Origin of the sequence: Gordonia sp. DT30 (genome assembly GCF_049844915.1) — a bacterium.
Taxonomy (GTDB): domain Bacteria; phylum Actinomycetota; class Actinomycetes; order Mycobacteriales; family Mycobacteriaceae; genus Gordonia.
Window position 1 is genome coordinate 179,032 of sequence record NZ_JBNCLY010000003.1, and the last position, 19,087, is coordinate 198,118.

Below are 19,087 nucleotides of genomic sequence, written 5' to 3' on the forward strand. Positions count from 1 at the left end.
GGTGTGATGTCCGGCTACGACGCCGGCCCCTCGGCTTGCGCCTTCTTCCGTTCGATGTCGGCGAGGGCACGTTCGAGCTCGGCACGCTGCGCGGCGTTCGCCTCCCAGGCGTCCTTGCGGTTCTTCACCACGCGCGCCGGGGCACCGACCGCGATCGAATAGTCCGGTATCTCCCCGCGCACCACCGCATGCGAGCCGAGCACGCAACCACGCCCGACGATGGTGTTGCGCAGCACCGACACCTTGGTGGCCATCCAGGTGTCGGGGCCGATACGCACCGGGCCCTTGACGATGCCCTGATCTTTGATCGGCAGGTTGATGTCGTCCATCCGGTGATCGAAGTCGCAGATGTAGCACCAGTCCGCGATGAGCGTCGACCCACCGATCTCCAGATCAAGGTAGGAGTTGACGACGTTGTTGCAGCCGAACACCGTCTTGTCGCCGATGCGCAGGCTGCCCTCGTGGCAGCGGATCGAGTTGCCGTCCCCGATGTGCACCCACCGGCCGATCTCCATCCGGCTCATCTCCGGCGTGGCGTGGATCTCCACGTTGCGGCCCAGGAACACCATGCCGCGCAGCATGATGTGCGGGTTGGCGAGACGGAATCGGGCCAGCCGCACATACCGCACCAGATACCACGGCGTATAGGCGCGGTTGCGCAACACCCACCGCAGCGAGTCGAGGGTCAGGAACCGTACCTGTGCGGGATCTGTCCGCCGTCCGGCCCGCCACCGCGACCGGTAGCTTGCGTTCCACATCGTGGTCACCACGACACGATAGAACATCGGCCGGACGGGCCGGACCGCCAGACGCGCGTCGCGCTGCCGGTGGCCGGCGGCCCACACGATAGGCTCTACCGTTGGCGCCGCCGGTGAGAGGTTCCGACGGCCTGGCACAGAGGAGCTCGCACATGGCGGTTGCCCGACGATCCCGCGCGCGTCGGCGCCTGCCCGCAGCCGTTGCCGTCGTGCTGGGTGCGGTGACCGCGCTGGTGATGTCCGCATGCTCCGATGGACATATCGATGTGCGCTCGACCGCCGGAGTCGGCTGGTCGAGTTTTGGCGGCAACGCCGCCAACTCGAACTTTGCCTATCCGGCCGTACCCGACGACCTGGCCCTGAGTTGGACGCGCCCGACGGGTGGCACCGTGACCGCGCCGGTCACCATCTCGGCCACCGGCAACGTCGGCGTGACGTCGAACTCCGCCGGCTGCGATCTGCTGGTGCTCGACCAGCGCAACGGGCGCAAGAATTTCTGCAAGAACATGCGTGACGGCGTGTCCGGCAACGCGATGCTCACCGATCAATACGACCAGCCCTACATCGGCGAGGCGACCACCTTCCTCGCGTTCAATGCCGGGGGCGCCATCCGCTGGCGCATGCCGGTCATCGGTGTCCCGTTGTCGGCCAAGCTCGCCGATTCCGGGACCGTTCTCATGGTGAGCACCCAGGGCCAGATCCTGCTGATCAACACCCAGACGACGCGGTTGGTGGCACCCGAGGTGCGGTTGCGGCCCGACGCGGATCCGGCGGACCCGCTCTACGGTTTCGGCGACTGCGTCACCAACGGTCCGCGCTGTACCGTGCCGGCACCGCCCGCCGTCGACGTCGCGCATCAGCGGTTCTTCCTCAATGTCTGGCCGACCGGTGCCATTGCCAGCGAGATCCGCGGCTATTCCTACGCGCAGCACGACGGCGCGCGCACGGTCGACGAGATCTGGAAGGCGCAGGTGCCCGGCGGAGTCGTCGGACCGGCTACGTTGTCGGCGGACGGCGCGACCGTCTACGCCTTCAGCCGGCTCGGCCAGATCGTGGCGCTCGATGCCGCCACCGGCCACACGCGGTGGACCTATGACAACGGCGGCTACGGATTCGCCAGCATGACCGTCTCGCCGGATGGACTGATCATCCCGACCGGCGTGATCGGCGCGCCGTTGACATTGCTGCGCGACAAGGGCGATCATGCCGAAAAACTCTGGCAGCGAGACGATCTCGCGACCGTCAGTCTGTCCGCACTCACCAGCACCGGAACGGCCTGGACCGTCGTCCGCGACGCCGGCCGGCAAACCCTCTCCCTGACCGAGGTGTCGGCGACCGACGGCAAGACGAAACGCTCACTGCCACTGCCCGATTCCGGTGGATTCGCCACCGGGATCGCGGTGTCGGCGTCCGGCCAGATCGCCACCGCCACCAACATCGGCGAGGTCTACTTCTTCGACAGCAAGAAGAACATCGGCGGATAGCAGCTGCGCTCAGGCGCCCCGAAAGGTCTTGCGGTAGGCCGACGGCGTGATGCCGAGTTCGGTGCGCAGGTGGTGGCGCAGGTTGTCCCCGGAACCGAGGCCCGACCGTTCGGCGATCTCGTCGACGGACGCCTCGGTGGTCTCCAACAGTTCACGGGCGAGATCGAGGCGACGGTCGCGCAGCCACGAGCCGGGTGCCATACCGGTCTCCTGACCGAATCGTCGGATGAAGGTGCGGGTGCTCAGATGGGCATGTGCGGCAAGGCGTTCGACCGTCAGCGGCTCGTCGAGATGCGCCAATGCCCAGTGCTGCGTGGCGGCGGTGGCAGACCCGGTGTCATCGGGCACGCCACGTTCGATGAACTGTCCTTGTCCACCGTCGCGCCAGGGCGGCACCACGCAGTGCCGGGCCACCCGGTTGGCCACGGCCGCACCGTGATCGCGCCGGATGATGTGTAGGCACAAGTCGATTCCCGCGGCGAGCCCGGCCGAGGTCAGCACGTTCCCCTCGTCGACGTAGAGTACGGATTCGTCGAGGTCGACGTCGGGGAAGAGGCGGCGGAAGTCGCCGGCGTAGCGCCAGTGTGTGGTGGCACGCAGGCCGTGGAGATGGCCCGCGGCCGCGACCAGAAAGGCGCCGGTGCAGATCGACACGATCCGGGCATCCGGCCGTATCTCCGACAGCACCTGGCGTAGGCGGTCGGTGAGGGTGCCGCTGCGGCGACAATGCTCTTCCGTCGTTCCCGGCACGATGACCGTGTCGGCCGCGGCCAGCGCTTCGGGTCCGGATTCGGCGACGATGCGGTACGCGGTCGTGGTCGGCACCGAGTGCCCGTCCACCGCCGCCGTCGTCACCTCGTACAGTGCGCGGCCTGCGTCGTCGCAGGCATTGCCGAACAACAGCGGCGGGATCGTTGCGTCGAATCCGACGACCGGCGCGACGAGCAGCACCGCGACGCGGTGCGGACGCGGCACGCGCTCGGTCCTCGGCAGGCGAACCACACTGGCAGAATTTTCCGACATATTGGCAATCATGCCAGTGGTGCGACGACGTGTCGATCGTCGATGCTGATCCGGTGACCGCATCTGCCTCGCCGACGTCGGCTCTCCCCCACGGTTCCCACCCCTCCCGATGGCCGTGGATCGTCGCCACCGTCAGCTTCGTCGCCATCCTCGGCGCCGCCGGCTTCCGTGCCGTGCCCAGCGTCATGATGGATCCGCTGCACATGGAGTTCGGCTGGTCACACGCCACTGTGGGGTTGGCGATGTCGATCAACATGGTGCTGTTCGGTGTCACCGCCCCCTTCGCGGCCGCGCTCATGGATCGGTTCGGCGTCCGGCCGGTCCTCACCGTGGCCCTGGTGTTCATCGCGGCAGGCACCGGGCTGGGGGTCTTCATGACGGCCGGCTGGCAGCTCTTGCTGCTGTGGGGTGTGCTGGTCGGGCTGGGCACCGGGTCGATCTCCATGGGCTTCGTCGCAACCGTGTCGACCCGGTGGTTCGTCGAACGACGCGGCCTGGTCACCGGTGTGCTCACCGCGGCGTCGGCGACGGGGCAGCTGATCTTCCTGCCGATTGTCGCCCACCTCACGGACTCCCACGGCTGGCGCTGGGCGTCGGTGGTGGTCACGCTCGCCGCCCTCGCGGTGGTGCCCCTGGTCTTGCTGTTCATCCGCGATCGTCCGGCCGACGTGGGCGCCGCTGCCTACGGCGCCCCCGATGACGCCGTCGAACCCGCACTGCCGAACAGCGGATTCGGTGCCGCGGCAAGCGGATTGGCCCGGGGTGCGCGTCAGCCCGCGTTCTGGCTGCTGGCGGTGAGCTTTGCGATCTGTGGTGCCACCACCAACGGGTTGATCGGCACCCATTTCATCCCGGCCGCCCACGATCACGGCATGCCGACGACCGTCGCGGCGTCGCTGCTCGCGACCGTAGGCATCTTCGACGTCGCGGGCACCGTCTTCTCGGGGTGGCTCACCGATCGCGTCGACCCACGAGTGCTTCTCGTCGTGTACTACCTCGGTCGTGGTGTCTCATTGATGCTCTTGCCGATGCTGTTGTCCGCCACGGCCGAACCGAGTACGTGGGTGTTCATCGTCTTCTACGGCCTGGACTGGGTGGCCACCGTCCCGCCGACGATCGCGATCTGTCGCCACTACTTCGGCGCCGACACCCCGGTCGTATTCGGCTGGGTCTTCGCCTCCCACCAGGCCGGGGCCGCGATCGCGGCATTCGGGGCCGGATACATCCGGGACGCACAGGGCTCCTACGACAACGCCTTTCACATCGCAGCCGGTTTGTGCGTGGTCGCCGCGGGCTGCTGTGCGGCCATCCGCCTGCGGCCGGCCGGCGCCGACCCGTCAGGCCTCGCGGACGCCGGGCTCGCAGACGAACGCCACGCCCTTACGCCCGATCCGGGTGAGGACCAGCGCCAACGGCCGCGCACCCTTCAGCTTGAGCCGCTTGCGCAGCGTATCCGGGTCGACGTCGAGGCCGCGGACGAGAATCTCCAGTGACCCGCAGTCCTGTGCCGCAAGCGCCTTGCGCAGCACCTTGTCGCTTGTCGACGCGAGTCGCTCGATGATGCGGAAGCCGCGCTCACCTACCGGCACAGAATCCCCGGTGAGATAAGCGATCTGGGGGTCGAGTTGCCAGAGTCCGTGGCGGTGGGCGTAGTGACGCACCAGGCCGGCCCGCACGACCGCGCCGTCGGGGTCGATCAGAAAGGTTCCGGGGTCTCCGGCACCGACGTCGTCGGGTTCGGCATCGGTGATCTCCCACGTCGTGACGGCGCCCCCCGCTCCGCTCCGCATCACCGTCGCACGACGGCCGTCGTCGGATCCCGGCCCCGACCACAGGCAGGTCTCCCGCACCGCCGAATCCAGCGAGGTGACCTGGACCTCGCCGGCGAATCCGTAACGATCGCGCATCACCCGATAGTCAAGACCCGGAGCACATTTCACCAACAACGGCCGTCCCGAATAGGTCATCAGGACGTCGAGCAGCGGCGGGGTCAACGCGTCGAGGCGGAACACGCGTCCGCTTCCGGAGCGTCGGGCCGGATCGGCGATGAACACATCGGCGCGGCTCGTCGGGCACAGCGCATCGGCGACGAGCAGAGTCGGTGGCCGCGCCGTGTCGGTCCCGATCCTGGTGTTGTGCAGGGCCATCGCCACCCGTACCGGGTCGAGATCGCTGCCGATCACGCCGGAGATCCCCGGTGTCCGGCTCAACTCCACCAGCTCACCACCGATCGAACACGTGACGTCGTGCACGACCGCCCCGCCGAACCGCCCGGCGATCTCGGCGGCCCGCCGACCGGCGACCGGCGATGCGGTGGCCTGTTGGAGAGCGTCGTCGGAGAGCAGCAGATCGCCGGCATCCCGCAACTTCACGACCGCACGTCGCCGGCAGCGAATCGTCTCCACCAGGGCCGCGTCATGCGGGGCGTAACGGCTTCGGACCTCGGTCAGGTCGGCGAGCATCGAGTCCGGCGTCAGGGCGAGTTCGTCGACGACCTCGAGAGCCCGGGTACCGTGGCGCGATCGTAGAAAGGCGACGTCGTCAACCGTGAAGCGATACGCCATGGCCTGCTGACACTCCCCGCCGTGTAGTCCCGAACTCCTCCAGCGTGTCACAGCCGGCGCGCCGCAATGCCCACGGGCCGCCCCACCTCGGCGATAATCACCCGGTGGAGTCCAGTGAGCACGCCGGCGACGAGGCGTCGGGCCGCCCGGCAAACGTCCCATCAGAACTCGACGGCCCGCCGGCCGTTCGTGCGGCCTGGTGGTCGTCATTGTCCGGCGCCGAGCGCGCACAGTTCCGCAACCGACACCCTGGGCGCATCGGCAATTCCGACGGGATCGCTGCACCTGACCGAGATCTGGCCAACCGGGCGATGCTGCCGCGCGTGCTCGCCGAACTCGAGCAGCAGCGACAGACGCTCACCGAACGACTGTCCCGCAAGCGTTTCCGCGGCACGTTCACCTCCGATGACGCCCGCAGGTGGTACGTCGAACGCAAGATCGCCGACATCGGCGCGATCGAATGGGAGCTGGGCCGCGCCGACGCGGCCAACCCGCGGCTGCTCATCTCCTTCGACATGCACAGCGGCGAACGCGGGCACGCCGCCGTCGCCGTCGGCAATCCCGACACCGCCGACCACATCGGCGTCACCACCCCGGGTCTGGGTACCACCATCGCACCGTCCCTGACCGGCGAGCTGCCGTATCAGGGCATGGGCGGAGAGAGCCGGCTCCTCCGTGAGGAGACCCGACGCCAACTCGGCGTCGTCGGGCGCGCCGACGAGGCCGTCGCCGCGGTTGCCTGGATCGGCTACGACACACCCAATTTCACCGGCCCCGGCGGTCGGATCTCCACCGCCCGCGGCGCGTTGCACGTCGCCACCGCAGGCAAGGCCCGCGACACCGCGCCGATCCTGTCCCGCTTCCTCGCCGGTCTCGTCGCGGCGTCGGACCGCCGGCCACATCTGGTGGCCCTCGGCCACTCCTACGGGTCGCTGGTGACCGCAGAGGCACTGCGCCTGACACACGGGCTCGTCGACGACGCCATCTTCTACGGCTCGCCCGGACTCGGTGGGGACCGCGGGTTCGACCTCGACTACACGCCGGCGAGTTTCCACCTCGTCGACGGCGCCGCCTACGTCCTCAAGAACGATGACGACCAGATCGCCGACCTCGGACTCTTCGGCAGCGACCCCGTCGACAGCCCGGCGCTCATCCGCCTGACGACCCGTGCGGGCGTCGACACGACCGGCGTCGCGCGCGTCGGCTCACGCGGCCACGCCACCTATTCGCGTGACGTCGAAGGCAAATCGACGATGGCGCAATACAACATGGCCGCGGTACTCGGCCGGATGCCCGAACACCTCATCACCGGACCGTGACGGGCTGGGTATTCGAGCCGGGTCATCGAGTCCCACCGACGTTCTTCCCCCAGTTCTCGTTACTTCCCCCGAAAGTTTCCGGGGAGCGAAACAAGTTGTGGGGGAAGAGTATTCGTCCGCTACTTGTGGCAGCGCGGATCAGGCCTGCGGCTTGTATCCGCTCACCACGACGTTGTAGAAGAACTTCGGCGGCACGATCCGGCGCAGCACGTTCTCGTCGAGCCAGGTGAGCCGCTTCCAGGCGCCGAACGCGAAACCCGCCCAGCCCCAACCGAGTTTGCCCGGCGGCACAGCTGCCTCGAAGGTGCGGACCGGCCAGCCGAGCATCGCGGCGGCGAACTCCTCGGTGGCGGTGTGCACCGAATCCGCCCCTGCCGCGCGGGCGATACCCGCCAATTCGTCCGGATCGAAGGTGTGGATGTCCACGACCGCCTCGAGTGCGGCCGCCCGCGACGACTCGTCGAGCTCCTCCTGCGGCCGGCGCCACGACTGCAGCGGACCGGCCTTGGTGATATTCGTGGTCAGATACCAGGTCGCACGGCTCAACCAGCGGGCGTAGAAGTCGCCGATCGTCGACGGCTCCCCCGCGAAGACGAACCGGCCGCCCGGCTTCAGCACACGCAACACCTCGCGCAGCGCCTGTTCGACGTCGGGGATGTGGTGCAGCACCGCGTGTCCCACCACGAGATCAAAGGTGTTGTCGTCGTACGGGATCTTCTCCGCGTCGGCGACGCGACCGTCGACGTCGAGACCGAGGTTCTCGGCGTTGCGCAGCGCCACCTTCACCATTCCCGGCGAGAGGTCGGTCACCGACCCCTTCTCGGCCACCCCGGACTGCATCAGGTTCAGCAGGAAAAATCCCGTGCCGCAACCGAGTTCCATGGCCCGTCCGTAAGGCAGCCCTTCGCTTCCGGCGGCGGTACCATTCGCCCCGCTCGCTCCGCTCCCGGCGGCGGAAACATTCGCCCCGCTCGCTCCGCTCCCGGCGGCGGTACCGTTCGCCCCGCTCGCTCCGCTCCCGGCGGCGGAAACATTCGCCCCGCTCGCTCCGCTCCCGGCGGCGGAAACATTTGCCCCGCTCGCTCCGCTCCCGGCGGCGGAAACATTCGCCCCGCTCGCTCCGCTCCCGGCGGCGACCGCGTCGAAGCGGCCACGCGCATAGTCGATGCACCGCTCGTCGAAGCTGATCGACCACTTCTCGTCGTAGGTCTCGGCCTCCCAGTCGTGATAGAGCACCTGGGCGAGTTTGGTGTCGGACATCGCCGCCTGTACCTCTTCGGCGGTGGCGTGCGGGTTCGGCGCCGGATCCCCGGCTCCCGCGGTGCGCGGATCGTTCTCGGTGGTCGTCATCGTCTTCGGTATCCTCCTCTGCCGCAGCTCACTTCCCGGTGAACTGCGCCTTCCCCGGGCCGTTCTCCACGAACGACTTCATTCCGATCGCGCGATCCTCGGTCGCGAACAGTGCAGCGAACAATTGCTCCTCGATCTTCAGGCCGGTGTCGAGGTCGACGCCGAGTCCCTGATCGACGGCCTTCTTGGCGGCCGCGAGTGCCACCGACGCCGCCGTGGTGAACTGGCCGGCCCAGCGCAGTGCCGCGTTGTACACCTCGTCGGGGGCCACGACCTCGTCGACGAGACCGATCTGCAGCGCCTCCGCCGCACCGACGAACCGGCCGGTGAAGATCATGTCCTTGGCCTTGGCCGGGCCGACGAGTCGGGCGAGCCGCTGGGTACCGCCGCCACCCGGGATGACGCCGAGCAGCGCCTCGGGCACCCCCAACTTCGCGTTGTCGCCGGCGATCCGGCGGTCCGCACTGAGCGCCACCTCGAGTCCGCCACCGAGCGCGTATCCGGTCACCGCGGCGACCGTGGGCTTCGGAATCTCCGAGATCGCCCCGAGCGCACGCTGCAACCGTCCGGCGACCTTGGCCATCCCCGGATAGGTCATGTCGTTCATCTCTTTGATGTCGGCGCCGGCGGCGAGCACCTTGGGGCCGCCGTAGACGACGACGGCCTTGATGTCGTCGCGGTCGGTGGCCTCGGCCGCGGCCGCGACCAGCTCGGATTGCACCTGGCGGTTCAGCGCGTTCATCGGTGGCCGGTCGAGCAGAATGGTGCCCACACCGGGGTGATCGTCGGAGGTCTCGAGGGTCACGAACTCAGGCATGTGGGTAGCCTACGCGGCGGCTCTCGGCGGGTTCGCGACAGTTCGGGCATCGTGTGCCGGCACTGGCGGTTACCGACCGAACAGCGCAAGCGCCCCAATGAACCGACAGCAGGCACCCGGACTCACTACGCTCGCAGGAGTGGCCGACCAGCGCGGGGAAACCATCGAACTGATCGCTGGTGAGCGCGCGATCAGGTTCACCAGTCCCGATCGCGTCTACTTCTCCGAACGCGGCGAGACCAAGCTCGACCTCGCCCGGTACTACGAATCCGTCGGCGACGGAATAGTGCGCGCCCTCTACGAACGTCCCTGCATGCTGCACCGCTTCCCGAAGGGTGTCGACGGAAAGAAGGTGCACCAGAAGCGGATTCCGGCCGGTGCGCCCGACTGGGTGCAGACCACCGAACTCTGGTTCCCCCGCTTCGGGCGCACCGCCGACGAGTTGTGCGTCACCGAACTGGGCAGCGTGCTGTGGGCCGTGCAGATGTCGACGGTGGAGTTCCACCCGTGGAACTCCCGCCGCGCCGACCCGGAGTCCCCCGACGAGTGGCGCATCGACCTCGATCCCATGCCCGACTGCGACTTCGCCCGGATCCGCCGGGTCGCCGGGGTGGTCCACGAGGTGCTCGACGAACTCGGGATGCGCGGGTTCCCGAAGACCTCCGGCGGCCGCGGCCTGCACATCTACGTCCGCATCGTCCCGGAGTGGGGATTCACCCAGGTGCGCCGCGCCGCGCTCGCGTTCGCCCGCGAGGTCGAGCGCCGGACCCCCGAGGACGTGACGACCACCTGGTGGCGCAAGGACCGCGACCCGGCGGCGGTGTTCGTCGACTACAACCAGAACGCCCGCGACCACACGATGGCCGCAGCGTATTCGGTCCGCGGCAATCCGCGCGGCACGGTGTCGGCCCCGGTCACCTGGGCCGAGATCGCCGACATCGAACCCGATGACTTCACCATCGCGACGATGCCCGAGAGGTTCGCCGAGCTCGGCGACCTGCACGCCGAGATCGACGACGTCGCCCACCGGATCGACGAACTGCTCGAGTGGGCCGATCGCGACGACGCCTCGGGCGAGAAGCCCGTCGACGCCACGACCGACGATTCCGGAGTGGTCGATCTCGACCCGTGACGTGCGCCGGCGGGCCCCCGGGTCAGAGCCTGATGTCGGGCGGCGTCTGGTTCCCGAGTCCGGCGAAGTAGTCGTCGGATCGGGTGAAAGCCAAGCCCGCCAATCCTTTTCCGGCGCTCACCGACGGCTCGACGGCCTCGATCGTGCGCGTGGCGGCGAGCAGATCGGCGACCGTCGCGTGGCCGGCGACCTCTCGCAGTTGCGCCCACGTCGGCGGCAACAAGAAGTGCTTGCCCGCCGACCATGCGGCGAGCGCGCCCTGCGCGCTCGCCCATTGGGCGACGTCGGCCTCGGTGGTCGAGTCGTCGGGCTCCTGACCTGGCGGTACCGCAGCGAGGAAGAACCTGGTGTCGTAGCGCCGCTTCTCGTTCACCGGGGTGATCCAATGCGCGAGCGGGCGTAGCAGATCGGCGCGCAATGTCAGTTCCCGTGCGCGCAGGAAGTCGGCAAAGGAGATCGACTTGTCGACAAGGGCCGCGCGCTCGGCACGCAGCGAGGCCGGATCCGGGAAGCTCTCGCCCGAGGACGCGAGCAGCACCCCGCACTCCTCGAAGGTCTCACGCACCGCCGCGCACACCAGGGCCTGCGCGAGTTCGACTGTGGTGGAGAACTGTTCGGCCCACCAGTCAGCTTCGGGCCCGGTCCACGCGAGGCCGGCGTCACGGTCGCGGGGATCGACCCCGCCACCCGGGAAGACCGTCATCCCGCCGGCAAATGCCATCTGCTTGACGCGACGCTGCAGAAAGACCTCGATTCCACCGTCGCCCTCGCGAACCAACACCACCGACGCGGCGTCGCGCATCGGCACCGGTGTCTGTTGTGCCGACGACTCCTGCGCGGATGTCTCTCGCATCACTCGAACTCCCACCTGCCCGGCCGACGTGTGCCAGGTCACGTTCCGACACTATCGCCGCGGTCCGCGACGTCGGCACCCAGGGGGATGGGGGCGGTCCTATCCCGCCGAACGCCGGTGTCCACCGGCACGGCGGGATCGCCGGGCGAAGAAGCGCCCGTCGACCTTCGACAGGGAGATCTGCTGCCGGAAGGCGGTCGACAGATTGTCGCCGGTCAGCACCTCGTCCAGCAGGCCCTGCGCCATGACCTCCCCCTCGGAGAGCAGCATCGCATGCGTGAAGCCGGCCGGAATCTCCTCGACGTGGTGGGTGATCAACACGATCGCCGGCGAATCCGGGTCCGCGGCGAGCGCAGAGAGCCGTTCGACCAGCTCCTCCCGGCCACCCAGATCCAGGCCGGCGGCGGGCTCGTCGAGCAGTAGCAGTTCGGGATCGGTCATCAAGGCGCGCGAGATGAGAACGCGCTTGCGTTCGCCCTCGGACAGCGTGCCGAAGGCGCGATCGGCCAGATGTTCGGCGCCCATCGACTCCAGCGACTCGAGCGCCTGAGCACGGTCGACGTCGTCATAGGCCTCCCGCCACCGGCCGATCACCGAATAGCCGGCGGAGATGACGACGTCACTGACCCGCTCGTCGTCGGGGATGCGGTCGGCCAGCGCGGCACTGGCCACGCCGATCCGGGTGGACAGCTCGCGCACCTCGACCCGGCCGAGCAACTCGGCCAGCACAAAAGCCAGGCCGGCCGACGGATACAACTCGGCAGCGGCCAGGCGGAGCAGGGTCGTCTTGCCCGCACCGTTGGGACCGAGAACGACCCAGCGCTCGTCGAGCTCGACCTGCCAGGTGACCGGACCGACCAGCGTGGAACCGCCCCGAACGACGGAGACGTCACGAAAATCGATCAGCAGGTCGGGATCGGACGTCGGTTCGGCTGGCACGGGATCACGGGCGCTCACAGGTCTATCGTGCCTTACTCGTCGGGGACGTCGCCATCATCACCGACATGCGTGTCCATCGACCGCATTCGCCGGGGCACGCACTCGTCCACACCCAAAGACGCCATCGGACAACGCAATAGCGGGCCATGGTGCGATCTGGGAATAGCGGTCGCCACAAACGCCTTGTGCACCGGTATGAGTGTGCCTCTCTCCATCCTCGATCTCGCCCAGGTCGGCACCGGTGAAACCGTCGCCGAGTCGTTGACCGCCTCGACGGATATGGCCATCCGCGCCGACGAGTGGGGCTATGAACGCATCTGGTACGCCGAGCACCACAACATGTCGTCGATCGCCTCGTCGGCTCCGGCGGTGCTCATCTCCCACATCGCTGCCCGCACCTCCCGCATCCGGCTCGGGTCCGGCGGGGTGATGCTGCCGAACCACTCCCCACTCGCCATCGCCGAGCAGTTCGGCACGCTCGGTGAGCTCTACCCGGGCCGGATCGATCTCGGGCTGGGCCGCGCGCCCGGCGGAGACCAGAACACCTTCGCGGCGCTGCGTCGCGACATCGCCGCGGCCGACCGCTTCCCCAACGACGTACTCGAGCTGCAGGGCTACCTGACCGGTCAGACGCGGGTTCCCGGGGTGAACGCGACGCCAGGCAACGGTACGAACGTTCCGCTCTACATCCTGGGGTCGTCGTTGTTCGGCGCGCAGCTCGCCGCGGCACTCGGCCTGCCGTACGGGTTCGCGTCGCATTTCGCGCCCGCGGCCCTGACCCAGGCGGTGCAGATCTATCGCGAGCAGTTCCGGCCGTCCGAGCAACTGGCCGAGCCGTATGTGATCGCGGGCGCCTGTGTGATCGTCGACGACGACCCGCAGCGCGCGCAGGAACAGCTCCACCAGGCCAAACGCCACCGAGTGACCGCACTCTTCGGCCGCGGACGAACCTTCACCGACGAGGAGGCCGACGCGATCCTGTCGATGCCTCAGGGCCGGCAGATCGACGAGATGCTCACCTACTCCGGCGTGGGCACTCCCGCGCAGGTGCGCGAGTATCTCGACTGGTTCGCCGGCCACGCCGACGCCGACGAGATCATCGTCGCCTCGCTCGCTCCCGACCGTGAGATCTGGTTGCAGACACTCGCCCATCTGGCGCCCGCCCGCGTACCGGCGGCGTGACGGGCTGCGCGTCAGGCCAGCCGGAAGTCGGCGAAGTCGAAGCCGGGCACCACGATGCAGCTGACCAGCGACGCCTCGTCTCCCGAACAGCGGGCGCGCTGCCAATGACCGGGCGGCACCAGCACCTGAGGCCGCTGCCCACCGGTGAGGTCGGCACCGACCACCGCCCGTTCGATGTCCTGCGGCGCCGCGCCCGCACCGCCGAGATCGAGGTGCACCGGCGCACCCCGGTGATACAGCCAGATCTCGGCACCGCGCACCGTGTGCCATGCCGACTCCTCGCCGGGCAGCAGCACGAAGTGGATCGCCGTACCCGCCGGGCGATCGCCCTCGTAGCCGGGTAGGGCCGCGGCGGGCAGCATCAGATCGCTGCGCCACGTCTCGGCGTACCAGCCGCCTTCGGGATGTGGTGCGAGCCCCAGGCCGTGCACCCAATCCGGCAGTGCTGCATGCTCGTCGGTCATCGTCTCAGCCCTCTCGAATCTCGGCGATCACCGTCACCGAGCCGGGCGCGATCTCGGTGAATCCGGCATCACGCACCGCGACGGCCCGGCCCGCGCCGTCGTCGTCGAGCAACCGCGCCCAGACGGGGTCGTCGGCTGCGCATACCGACAGCGGACATCCCGTATCGCGCCACGTGCGTGCCGACGCCTCGTCGAGCAACGTGACCGCAAGCATGGCACCGTGGCCCACCTGCGCGGCGAGTTTGCCGACCGTCATCTCCAGGGCGGGATTGACCCACAGGCATATCCCCGCGCGAGCCGGCGCGACCGGCAGGTCGCCGGCGATCTCGGTACCACCGATCTGCAGCCTCGAGATCCGCTTGTCGACGGCACCCACCCGACCAGGCACCAGCGCCCGCGCCTGCGCGCCGCCTGCGGTGGCGGTCACCCCCCAGACCTCTTGGGCCGCAACCCAATGCGCGCCCCGAGCACGGCGGGCGATCTTGCGGATCCGGGCGTCACACCACGCGTCCATCGGCGACGCCCACGGGCCGTCCCCGCCGGCCCTATCGTCGAGACACAACAGCGCCACCGCCCGCGCGGCCGCCTCCAACACCTCGCCGCGCGCGGGCGGGTCGGCCTTCTCGAGACGCAGCACCATCTGCATGGCCAGCACGTCGGCGGGGTCGGGCGGATCGTCGTGACCGCCCACATATGCGGTCAGTCGGCGGTAGGTGTCAGGGAACGGATCTGCAGCGATCGGATCGATCCCCACCGCTTCGTCGCTCATACGAGCGGCACCCGGCGCAACACCCCGTCTGCTGCGTCGGCCGCCTCGATCTCGTCGCGGGTCACACCGAGGATGAACAGCACGGCGTCGAGGAAGGGATGGCTCAATGCGGCATCGGCGACCTCGCGCAGCGCCGGCTTCGCGTTGAACGCGATGCCGAGTCCGGCGACCGACAGCATGTCGATGTCGTTGGCACCGTCACCGACGGCGATGGTCTGTTCCATCGGCACCCCGACCTGATCGGCGAAGGATCGGAGCGCACTGGCCTTGCCGGGCCGGTCGACGATCTCGCCGATCACCCGGCCGGTGAGTTCCCCGTCGACGATCTCGAGGGTGTTGGCGCGGACGAAGTCGAGTTCGAGTTCATGCGCGAGCCCGTCGATGACCTGACGGAATCCGCCAGAGACCACACCGCAGTGGTAGCCGAGTCGGTGCAGCGTCCGGATGGTGGTCCGGGCGCCGGGCGTCAAGGTGAGGGACGCGGCGACCTCGTCGAGCACGCCGGCGTCGAGGCCGGCGAGCGCGGCCACCCGTTGGTGCAGCGATTGTTCGAAGTCCAGTTCGCCACGCATCGCCGCCTCGGTGACGGCGGCGACCTCGGCCTCCCGGCCGGCGTGTGCGGCGAGCATCTCGATGACCTCGCCCTGGATGAGGGTGGAGTCGACGTCGAAGACGATCAGCCGTTTGGCGCGGCGCGCGAGCCCGCCGCGTTCGACCGCGATGTCGATCCGATGCCTTGTCGCGACGCGCGCGAGCCCCTTGCGCAGGGCCGAGTCGGCGGCGACATCGTCTCGGCCACCCACACTGACCATCAGTTCCAGCCCGGTCAGCGGATAGTCCGCCACCCCGCGGATCGAGTCGATGTTGCCGTCCTGTCCGGCGACCTCGGCCGCCACCGCCGAGAACGCGCGGGCGGTCACCGGACTGCCGAGCAGCACGACCGCATGGCTGGCGGGCCGATGCCCACCGGACCGCGCATCGACCTCGACGTGGACGTCCATCCCGATCGACGACATCGCTTGCTCGATGACGTCCTGGACCTGTTCGGGATCGGTGGCCGCCGCGACCAGCACACCGAGCGTGAGTCGGTCGTGGATGACCACCTGCTCCACGTCGAGCAGTGAGACCTCTTGCCCGGCAAGGGCACCCATCAGCACCGAGGTCACCCCCGGCTTGTCCGGGCCGGTGACGGTGATCAGCAATGTGGCCGTCACGACCGCACCCGGAGCGGTCGAAACCGTTCCGGGTGCGGAAGTGGTGTGTGAATCCGGGGAATCGCCCACCGTGGTCAGCCGTGTCAGTCGGCGGAGGACTCGTGGTCACCGACGGTGAGCGGATCGCGCCGTGCGTGCTCGGCGGCCTCGCTCTCGTGTCCGTGACCCGGGCCGACGTGCGCCTCTGCGCGCATTCGATCGATCATGTGTGGGTAGTGCAGTTCGAACGCCGGACGCTCCGACCGGATGCGGGGCAGCTCGGTGAAGTTGTGCCGCGGCGGCGGGCAGCTGGTCGCCCACTCGAGCGAGTTGCCGAAGCCCCACGGATCGTCGACGGTCACGACCTCGCCGTAGCGGTAGCTCCGGAAGACATTCCACAGGAACGGCAGCGTCGAGAGACCGAGGATGAACGCACCCGTGGTCGAGACCATGTTCAGCGTGGTGAACCCGTCCGACGGCAAATAGTCGGCGTAGCGGCGCGGCATGCCCTCGTTACCCAGCCAGTGCTGCACCAGGAACGTGGTGTGGAAGCCGATGAACGTGAGCCAGAAATGCCACTTGCCCAGGCGTTCGTCGAGCATGCGGCCGGTCATCTTCGGGAACCAGAAGTAGATGCCTGCGTAGGTCGCGAACACGATCGTGCCGAAGAGCACGTAGTGGAAGTGCGCCACGACGAAGTAGCTGTCGGAGAGGTGGAAGTCCAGCGGCGGGCTGGCGAGCAGCACGCCAGTGAGGCCACCGAAGAGGAAGGTCACGATGAACCCGACCGAGAACAACATCGGGGTCTCGAAGGTCATGTGACCTTTCCACATGGTGCCTATCCAGTTGAAGAACTTGACACCGGTGGGCACCGCGATGAGGAAGGTCATGAAGGAGAAGAACGGCAGCAGGACCGCGCCGGTGACATACATGTGGTGCGCCCACACCGCGACCGACAGTGCCGCGATGGCCAGGGTCGCATACACCAGTCCCGAGTACCCGAAGATCGGTTTGCGGGCGAACACCGGGAAGATCTCCGAGACGATGCCGAAGAACGGTAGCGCGACGACGTAGACCTCGGGATGTCCGAAGAACCAGAACAGGTGTTGCCAGAGGATCACACCACCGTTGGCCGGGTCGTAGATATGCGCTCCGAACTGACGGTCGACCTCCAGCGCGAGCAGTGCAGCGGTCAGCAGCGGGAAGATCATCAGGATCAGAATCGTGGTCACCAGGATGTTCCAGGTGAAGATCGGCATGCGGAACATCGTCATGCCGGGGGCGCGCAGACACACCACGGTGGTCACCATGTTGACGCCACCGAGGATGGTGCCAAGACCCGAGACACCCAGACCCATGATCCAGAGGTCCGCACCCGGACCGGGCGAGTGGATCGCGTCGGTCAGCGGGGTGTAGGCGGTCCACCCGAAGTCGGCCGCACCGCCCGGGGTGATGAAGCCGGCCAGTGCGACGGTCGAGCCGAACACGAACAGCCAGAACCCGAAGGCGTTCAGCCGTGGGAAGGCGACGTCGGGGGCACCGATCTGCAGGGGCAGCACGAAGTTGGCGAACCCGATGACGATCGGGGTCGCATACATCAGCAGCATCACCGTGCCGTGCATGGTGAACAGCTGGTTGAACTGCTCGGTGGACAAGAACTGCATCCCCGGATGTGCGAGCTCGGCGCGCATCAACAGGGCCATCAGACCGCCGATGAGGAAGAACACGAAGCAGGCGACGATGTACATCATGCCGATCAGCTTGTGATCGGTGGTGGTGACCAGCTTGTAGATGAACGAACCCTTGGGCTGGTACCGCTCCGGGAACGGCCGTACTGGTTCCACCTGCGTGGTGGGCTGGTCTACCGCGGTCACAGATCCTCCTCTTGCCCGACCGGTGCTCGGGATTGCTCGCCCCGGCCGGCACATGAACAAACCGAGCGCTGGATATCGATCCTAAACCCTCTCCCCCACCCCGGCCGAGTGGGTCCTACGATCTGTCGTACTCGAATCTCAGACGGTGTCATCGGCGCAGGTCACCACTGCTGTATGCGGCGACGCGCCGCCGTTCCGAGCGCGCCCTGGCGCGCCGTCGCGGCACGACGGTGGCGACCGGGCGGCCGGGCGCAGCCGTGCTGCTAGGTTGGGCGGGTGCAGGGTGGCGGGCAGAGCCGGACGAAACATGGGTCCGGCGACGGTTTTTCGGGTCGATTCACGACACCCGGTCGACGGCGGGGCCGGCGCGCGGTCGTCCTCGGCGCGGCGGCACTGTGCACCGCGGCGCTGACCTTCAGTGCCTGCTCCGGCGACAAGCCACTGCTGACGACGCCCGACGGCAAGACGATCTCGACGTCGACCACCCGCATCGCCGAGGTCAACGTCGTCTCCCCCGACCGTGACTACGCGACCACCTGTCTGGCGCCGACCGCCGCAACCGACCCACGTGCCGATGTCGGGCGCATCGTCGTCACCGATCCCGCGTTGCTCGACGATCTGTGCGCGCTCGGGCTGGGCCCCAAGGTGACCGCGGTGACGTCGGCACCCGGCAGCGTCCCGGCATATCTCGGTCCGCAACTGTCCTCGGTGCCCGCGATCGGCACCACCCCCGACGCGAGCGCCGCGCGTACCGCGGCCCCCGACATCGTGTTGACGACCCCGGCCACCGCGGGATCGGCGCAGGCGTTCGGCGGCATCAAGACGGTCGACGTCGGCACCGACGACACGTGGCAGAAACGTTTCCAGGCGGTCGCCGACGCACTGGGCCGCTCGTCGGAGGGCACGCGTCTGCTCACCGAATTCACCGACGAGGCCACCAAGACCGGTAAACGCATGGACGCCCCGCACAACCAGGTCTCACTGGTGCGCTTCACCAAGGACTCCGAGGTCATCGCCGGCACCGGGACCTTTGCCGGGCAGATCCTGCAGACGATCGGAGTCGCGCGCCCGGCGACCCAGCGCGGTGCCGACAGCGTCACCGTCACCGACAAGAACTTCACCGACGCCGACGGCGACCTCATCTATGTCTCGTTCGAGGGCGACGGCGGCCTGGCGCACGGCAAGGAAGTTCTTCTCAGCGACCGCTGGCTGGACATGGGGGCACCGACATGGAAGCGGGTGCTCTCCGTCGACGACGAGATCTGGTACGGCGGCTCCGGCCTGGCCGCCGCGTGGTTGGTCCTCAACGACGTGAAGGGCTCGCTCAACAGCAACTCATGACCGTGACTCGCATCCTTCGGAGGCG

The 19,087-nt window shown here is 68.3% G+C and carries 16 protein-coding genes and 1 pseudogene; 6 read left to right on the forward strand and 11 right to left on the reverse strand.

What is annotated here, in order from left to right; translation table 11 throughout:
* Positions 1 to 14 precede the first annotated feature (14 nt).
* Positions 15 to 767, reverse strand: a complete 753-nt coding sequence (locus tag ACLQ3C_RS04545) for an acyltransferase (protein WP_425703836.1) — start codon at positions 765 to 767, stop codon at positions 15 to 17.
* A 143-nt stretch (positions 768 to 910) separates the two neighbouring features.
* Here ACLQ3C_RS04545 and ACLQ3C_RS04550 point away from each other — a divergent pair, with 143 nt between their 5' ends.
* Positions 911 to 2,242 (forward strand): PQQ-binding-like beta-propeller repeat protein, encoded by a 1,332-nt coding sequence (locus ACLQ3C_RS04550; protein WP_425703837.1) that lies wholly within the window; start codon positions 911 to 913, stop codon positions 2,240 to 2,242.
* 9 nt (positions 2,243 to 2,251) lie between these two features.
* On the opposite strand, the gene ACLQ3C_RS04555 is transcribed toward ACLQ3C_RS04550, so the two are convergent.
* Positions 2,252 to 3,265 (reverse strand): GlxA family transcriptional regulator, encoded by a 1,014-nt coding sequence (locus ACLQ3C_RS04555; protein ID WP_425703838.1) that lies wholly within the window; start codon positions 3,263 to 3,265, stop codon positions 2,252 to 2,254.
* A 53-nt stretch (positions 3,266 to 3,318) separates the two neighbouring features.
* On the opposite strand from ACLQ3C_RS04555, the gene ACLQ3C_RS04560 reads away from it, so the two are divergent.
* Positions 3,319 to 4,758 (forward strand): MFS transporter, encoded by a 1,440-nt coding sequence (locus ACLQ3C_RS04560; RefSeq protein ID WP_425703839.1) that lies wholly within the window; start codon positions 3,319 to 3,321, stop codon positions 4,756 to 4,758.
* On the opposite strand, the pseudogene ACLQ3C_RS04565 reads toward ACLQ3C_RS04560, so the two are convergent.
* Positions 4,681 to 6,039, reverse strand: a pseudogene (locus tag ACLQ3C_RS04565) (THUMP-like domain-containing protein); the annotation flags it as partial. The gene ACLQ3C_RS04560 and the pseudogene ACLQ3C_RS04565 sit on opposite strands and share 78 nt — an antisense overlap.
* Between ACLQ3C_RS04565 and ACLQ3C_RS04570 the strand changes: the two are divergent.
* On the forward strand, positions 5,934 to 7,148 hold the full coding sequence (locus ACLQ3C_RS04570) for an alpha/beta hydrolase (protein ID WP_425703840.1): 1,215 nt from the start codon (positions 5,934 to 5,936) through the stop codon (positions 7,146 to 7,148). The pseudogene ACLQ3C_RS04565 and the gene ACLQ3C_RS04570 sit on opposite strands and share 106 nt — an antisense overlap.
* Before the next feature lie 138 nt (positions 7,149 to 7,286).
* Here the strand turns inward: ACLQ3C_RS04570 and ACLQ3C_RS04575 are convergent, their stop codons facing one another.
* Together ACLQ3C_RS04575 and ACLQ3C_RS04580 are read right to left on the reverse strand one after the other, a co-directional pair.
* Entirely contained in the window at positions 7,287 to 8,498 is a 1,212-nt protein-coding gene (locus tag ACLQ3C_RS04575; RefSeq protein ID WP_425703841.1) for a class I SAM-dependent methyltransferase, read from the reverse strand.
* A gap of 28 nt (positions 8,499 to 8,526) precedes the next feature.
* Positions 8,527 to 9,315, reverse strand: coding sequence for an enoyl-CoA hydratase/isomerase family protein (locus ACLQ3C_RS04580; protein WP_425703842.1), 789 nt, complete (start codon positions 9,313 to 9,315; stop codon positions 8,527 to 8,529).
* Between the two features lie 97 nt (positions 9,316 to 9,412).
* On the opposite strand from ACLQ3C_RS04580, the gene ligD reads away from it, so the two are divergent.
* Complete coding sequence (gene ligD, locus ACLQ3C_RS04585; protein WP_425703843.1) at positions 9,413 to 10,447, forward strand: non-homologous end-joining DNA ligase; 1,035 nt, start codon at positions 9,413 to 9,415, stop codon at positions 10,445 to 10,447.
* A 22-nt stretch (positions 10,448 to 10,469) separates the two neighbouring features.
* Here the strand turns inward: ligD and ACLQ3C_RS04590 are convergent, their stop codons facing one another.
* Together ACLQ3C_RS04590 and ACLQ3C_RS04595 are read right to left on the reverse strand one after the other, a co-directional pair.
* Complete coding sequence (locus tag ACLQ3C_RS04590) at positions 10,470 to 11,300, reverse strand: NUDIX hydrolase (RefSeq protein ID WP_425703844.1); 831 nt, start codon at positions 11,298 to 11,300, stop codon at positions 10,470 to 10,472.
* 99 nt (positions 11,301 to 11,399) lie between these two features.
* Positions 11,400 to 12,257: an ABC transporter ATP-binding protein gene (locus ACLQ3C_RS04595; protein WP_425703845.1), complete on the reverse strand. Its 858-nt coding sequence runs from the start codon at positions 12,255 to 12,257 to the stop codon at positions 11,400 to 11,402.
* Positions 12,258 to 12,434: 177 nt separating this feature from the next.
* Between ACLQ3C_RS04595 and ACLQ3C_RS04600 the strand changes: the two genes are divergently transcribed.
* On the forward strand, positions 12,435 to 13,421 hold the full coding sequence (locus ACLQ3C_RS04600) for an LLM class flavin-dependent oxidoreductase (protein ID WP_425703846.1): 987 nt from the start codon (positions 12,435 to 12,437) through the stop codon (positions 13,419 to 13,421).
* A gap of 11 nt (positions 13,422 to 13,432) precedes the next feature.
* On the opposite strand, the gene ACLQ3C_RS04605 is transcribed toward ACLQ3C_RS04600, so the two are convergent.
* The 4 genes from ACLQ3C_RS04605 to ctaD form a co-directional block, all read right to left on the reverse strand.
* Entirely contained in the window at positions 13,433 to 13,885 is a 453-nt protein-coding gene (locus ACLQ3C_RS04605) for a cupin domain-containing protein (protein WP_425703847.1), read from the reverse strand.
* A 4-nt stretch (positions 13,886 to 13,889) separates the two neighbouring features.
* Positions 13,890 to 14,654, reverse strand: a complete 765-nt coding sequence (locus tag ACLQ3C_RS04610; RefSeq protein WP_425703848.1) for an aminoacyl-tRNA hydrolase — start codon at positions 14,652 to 14,654, stop codon at positions 13,890 to 13,892.
* A complete protein-coding gene (gene serB, locus ACLQ3C_RS04615) occupies positions 14,651 to 15,868 on the reverse strand; it encodes a phosphoserine phosphatase SerB (protein ID WP_425703849.1) in 1,218 nt (405 codons plus the stop codon). The genes ACLQ3C_RS04610 and serB overlap by 4 nt, the downstream gene beginning before the upstream one ends.
* An 83-nt stretch (positions 15,869 to 15,951) precedes the next feature.
* The gene (ctaD, locus tag ACLQ3C_RS04620; RefSeq protein ID WP_425703850.1) at positions 15,952 to 17,721 is read right to left on the reverse strand and encodes a cytochrome c oxidase subunit I; all 1,770 of its coding nucleotides are present in this window, start codon (positions 17,719 to 17,721) and stop codon (positions 15,952 to 15,954) included.
* Positions 17,722 to 17,997: 276 nt separating this feature from the next.
* Between ctaD and ACLQ3C_RS04625 the strand changes: the two genes are divergently transcribed.
* A complete protein-coding gene (locus ACLQ3C_RS04625; RefSeq protein ID WP_425703851.1) occupies positions 17,998 to 19,062 on the forward strand; it encodes an ABC transporter substrate-binding protein in 1,065 nt (354 codons plus the stop codon).
* The last annotated feature ends 25 nt before the right edge of the window (positions 19,063 to 19,087 follow it).

What these genes read in the sequence shown, in the direction of transcription:
- ACLQ3C_RS04580 (WP_425703842.1), bottom strand. Translation starts at nt 9,315, where the DNA reads ATGCCTGAGTTCGTGACCCTCGAGACCTCCGACGATCACCCCGGTGTG.
- ACLQ3C_RS04555 (WP_425703838.1), bottom strand. Translation starts at nt 3,265, where the DNA reads ATGTCGGAAAATTCTGCCAGTGTGGTTCGCCTGCCGAGGACCGAGCGC.
- ACLQ3C_RS04600 (WP_425703846.1), top strand. Translation starts at nt 12,435, where the DNA reads ATGAGTGTGCCTCTCTCCATCCTCGATCTCGCCCAGGTCGGCACCGGT.
- ACLQ3C_RS04575 (WP_425703841.1), bottom strand. Translation starts at nt 8,498, where the DNA reads ATGACGACCACCGAGAACGATCCGCGCACCGCGGGAGCCGGGGATCCG.
- ACLQ3C_RS04590 (WP_425703844.1), bottom strand. Translation starts at nt 11,300, where the DNA reads ATGCGAGAGACATCCGCGCAGGAGTCGTCGGCACAACAGACACCGGTG.
- ACLQ3C_RS04610 (WP_425703848.1), bottom strand. Translation starts at nt 14,654, where the DNA reads ATGAGCGACGAAGCGGTGGGGATCGATCCGATCGCTGCAGATCCGTTC.
- ACLQ3C_RS04605 (WP_425703847.1), bottom strand. Translation starts at nt 13,885, where the DNA reads ATGACCGACGAGCATGCAGCACTGCCGGATTGGGTGCACGGCCTGGGG.
- ACLQ3C_RS04550 (WP_425703837.1), top strand. Translation starts at nt 911, where the DNA reads ATGGCGGTTGCCCGACGATCCCGCGCGCGTCGGCGCCTGCCCGCAGCC.
- ligD (WP_425703843.1), top strand. Translation starts at nt 9,413, where the DNA reads ATGAACCGACAGCAGGCACCCGGACTCACTACGCTCGCAGGAGTGGCC.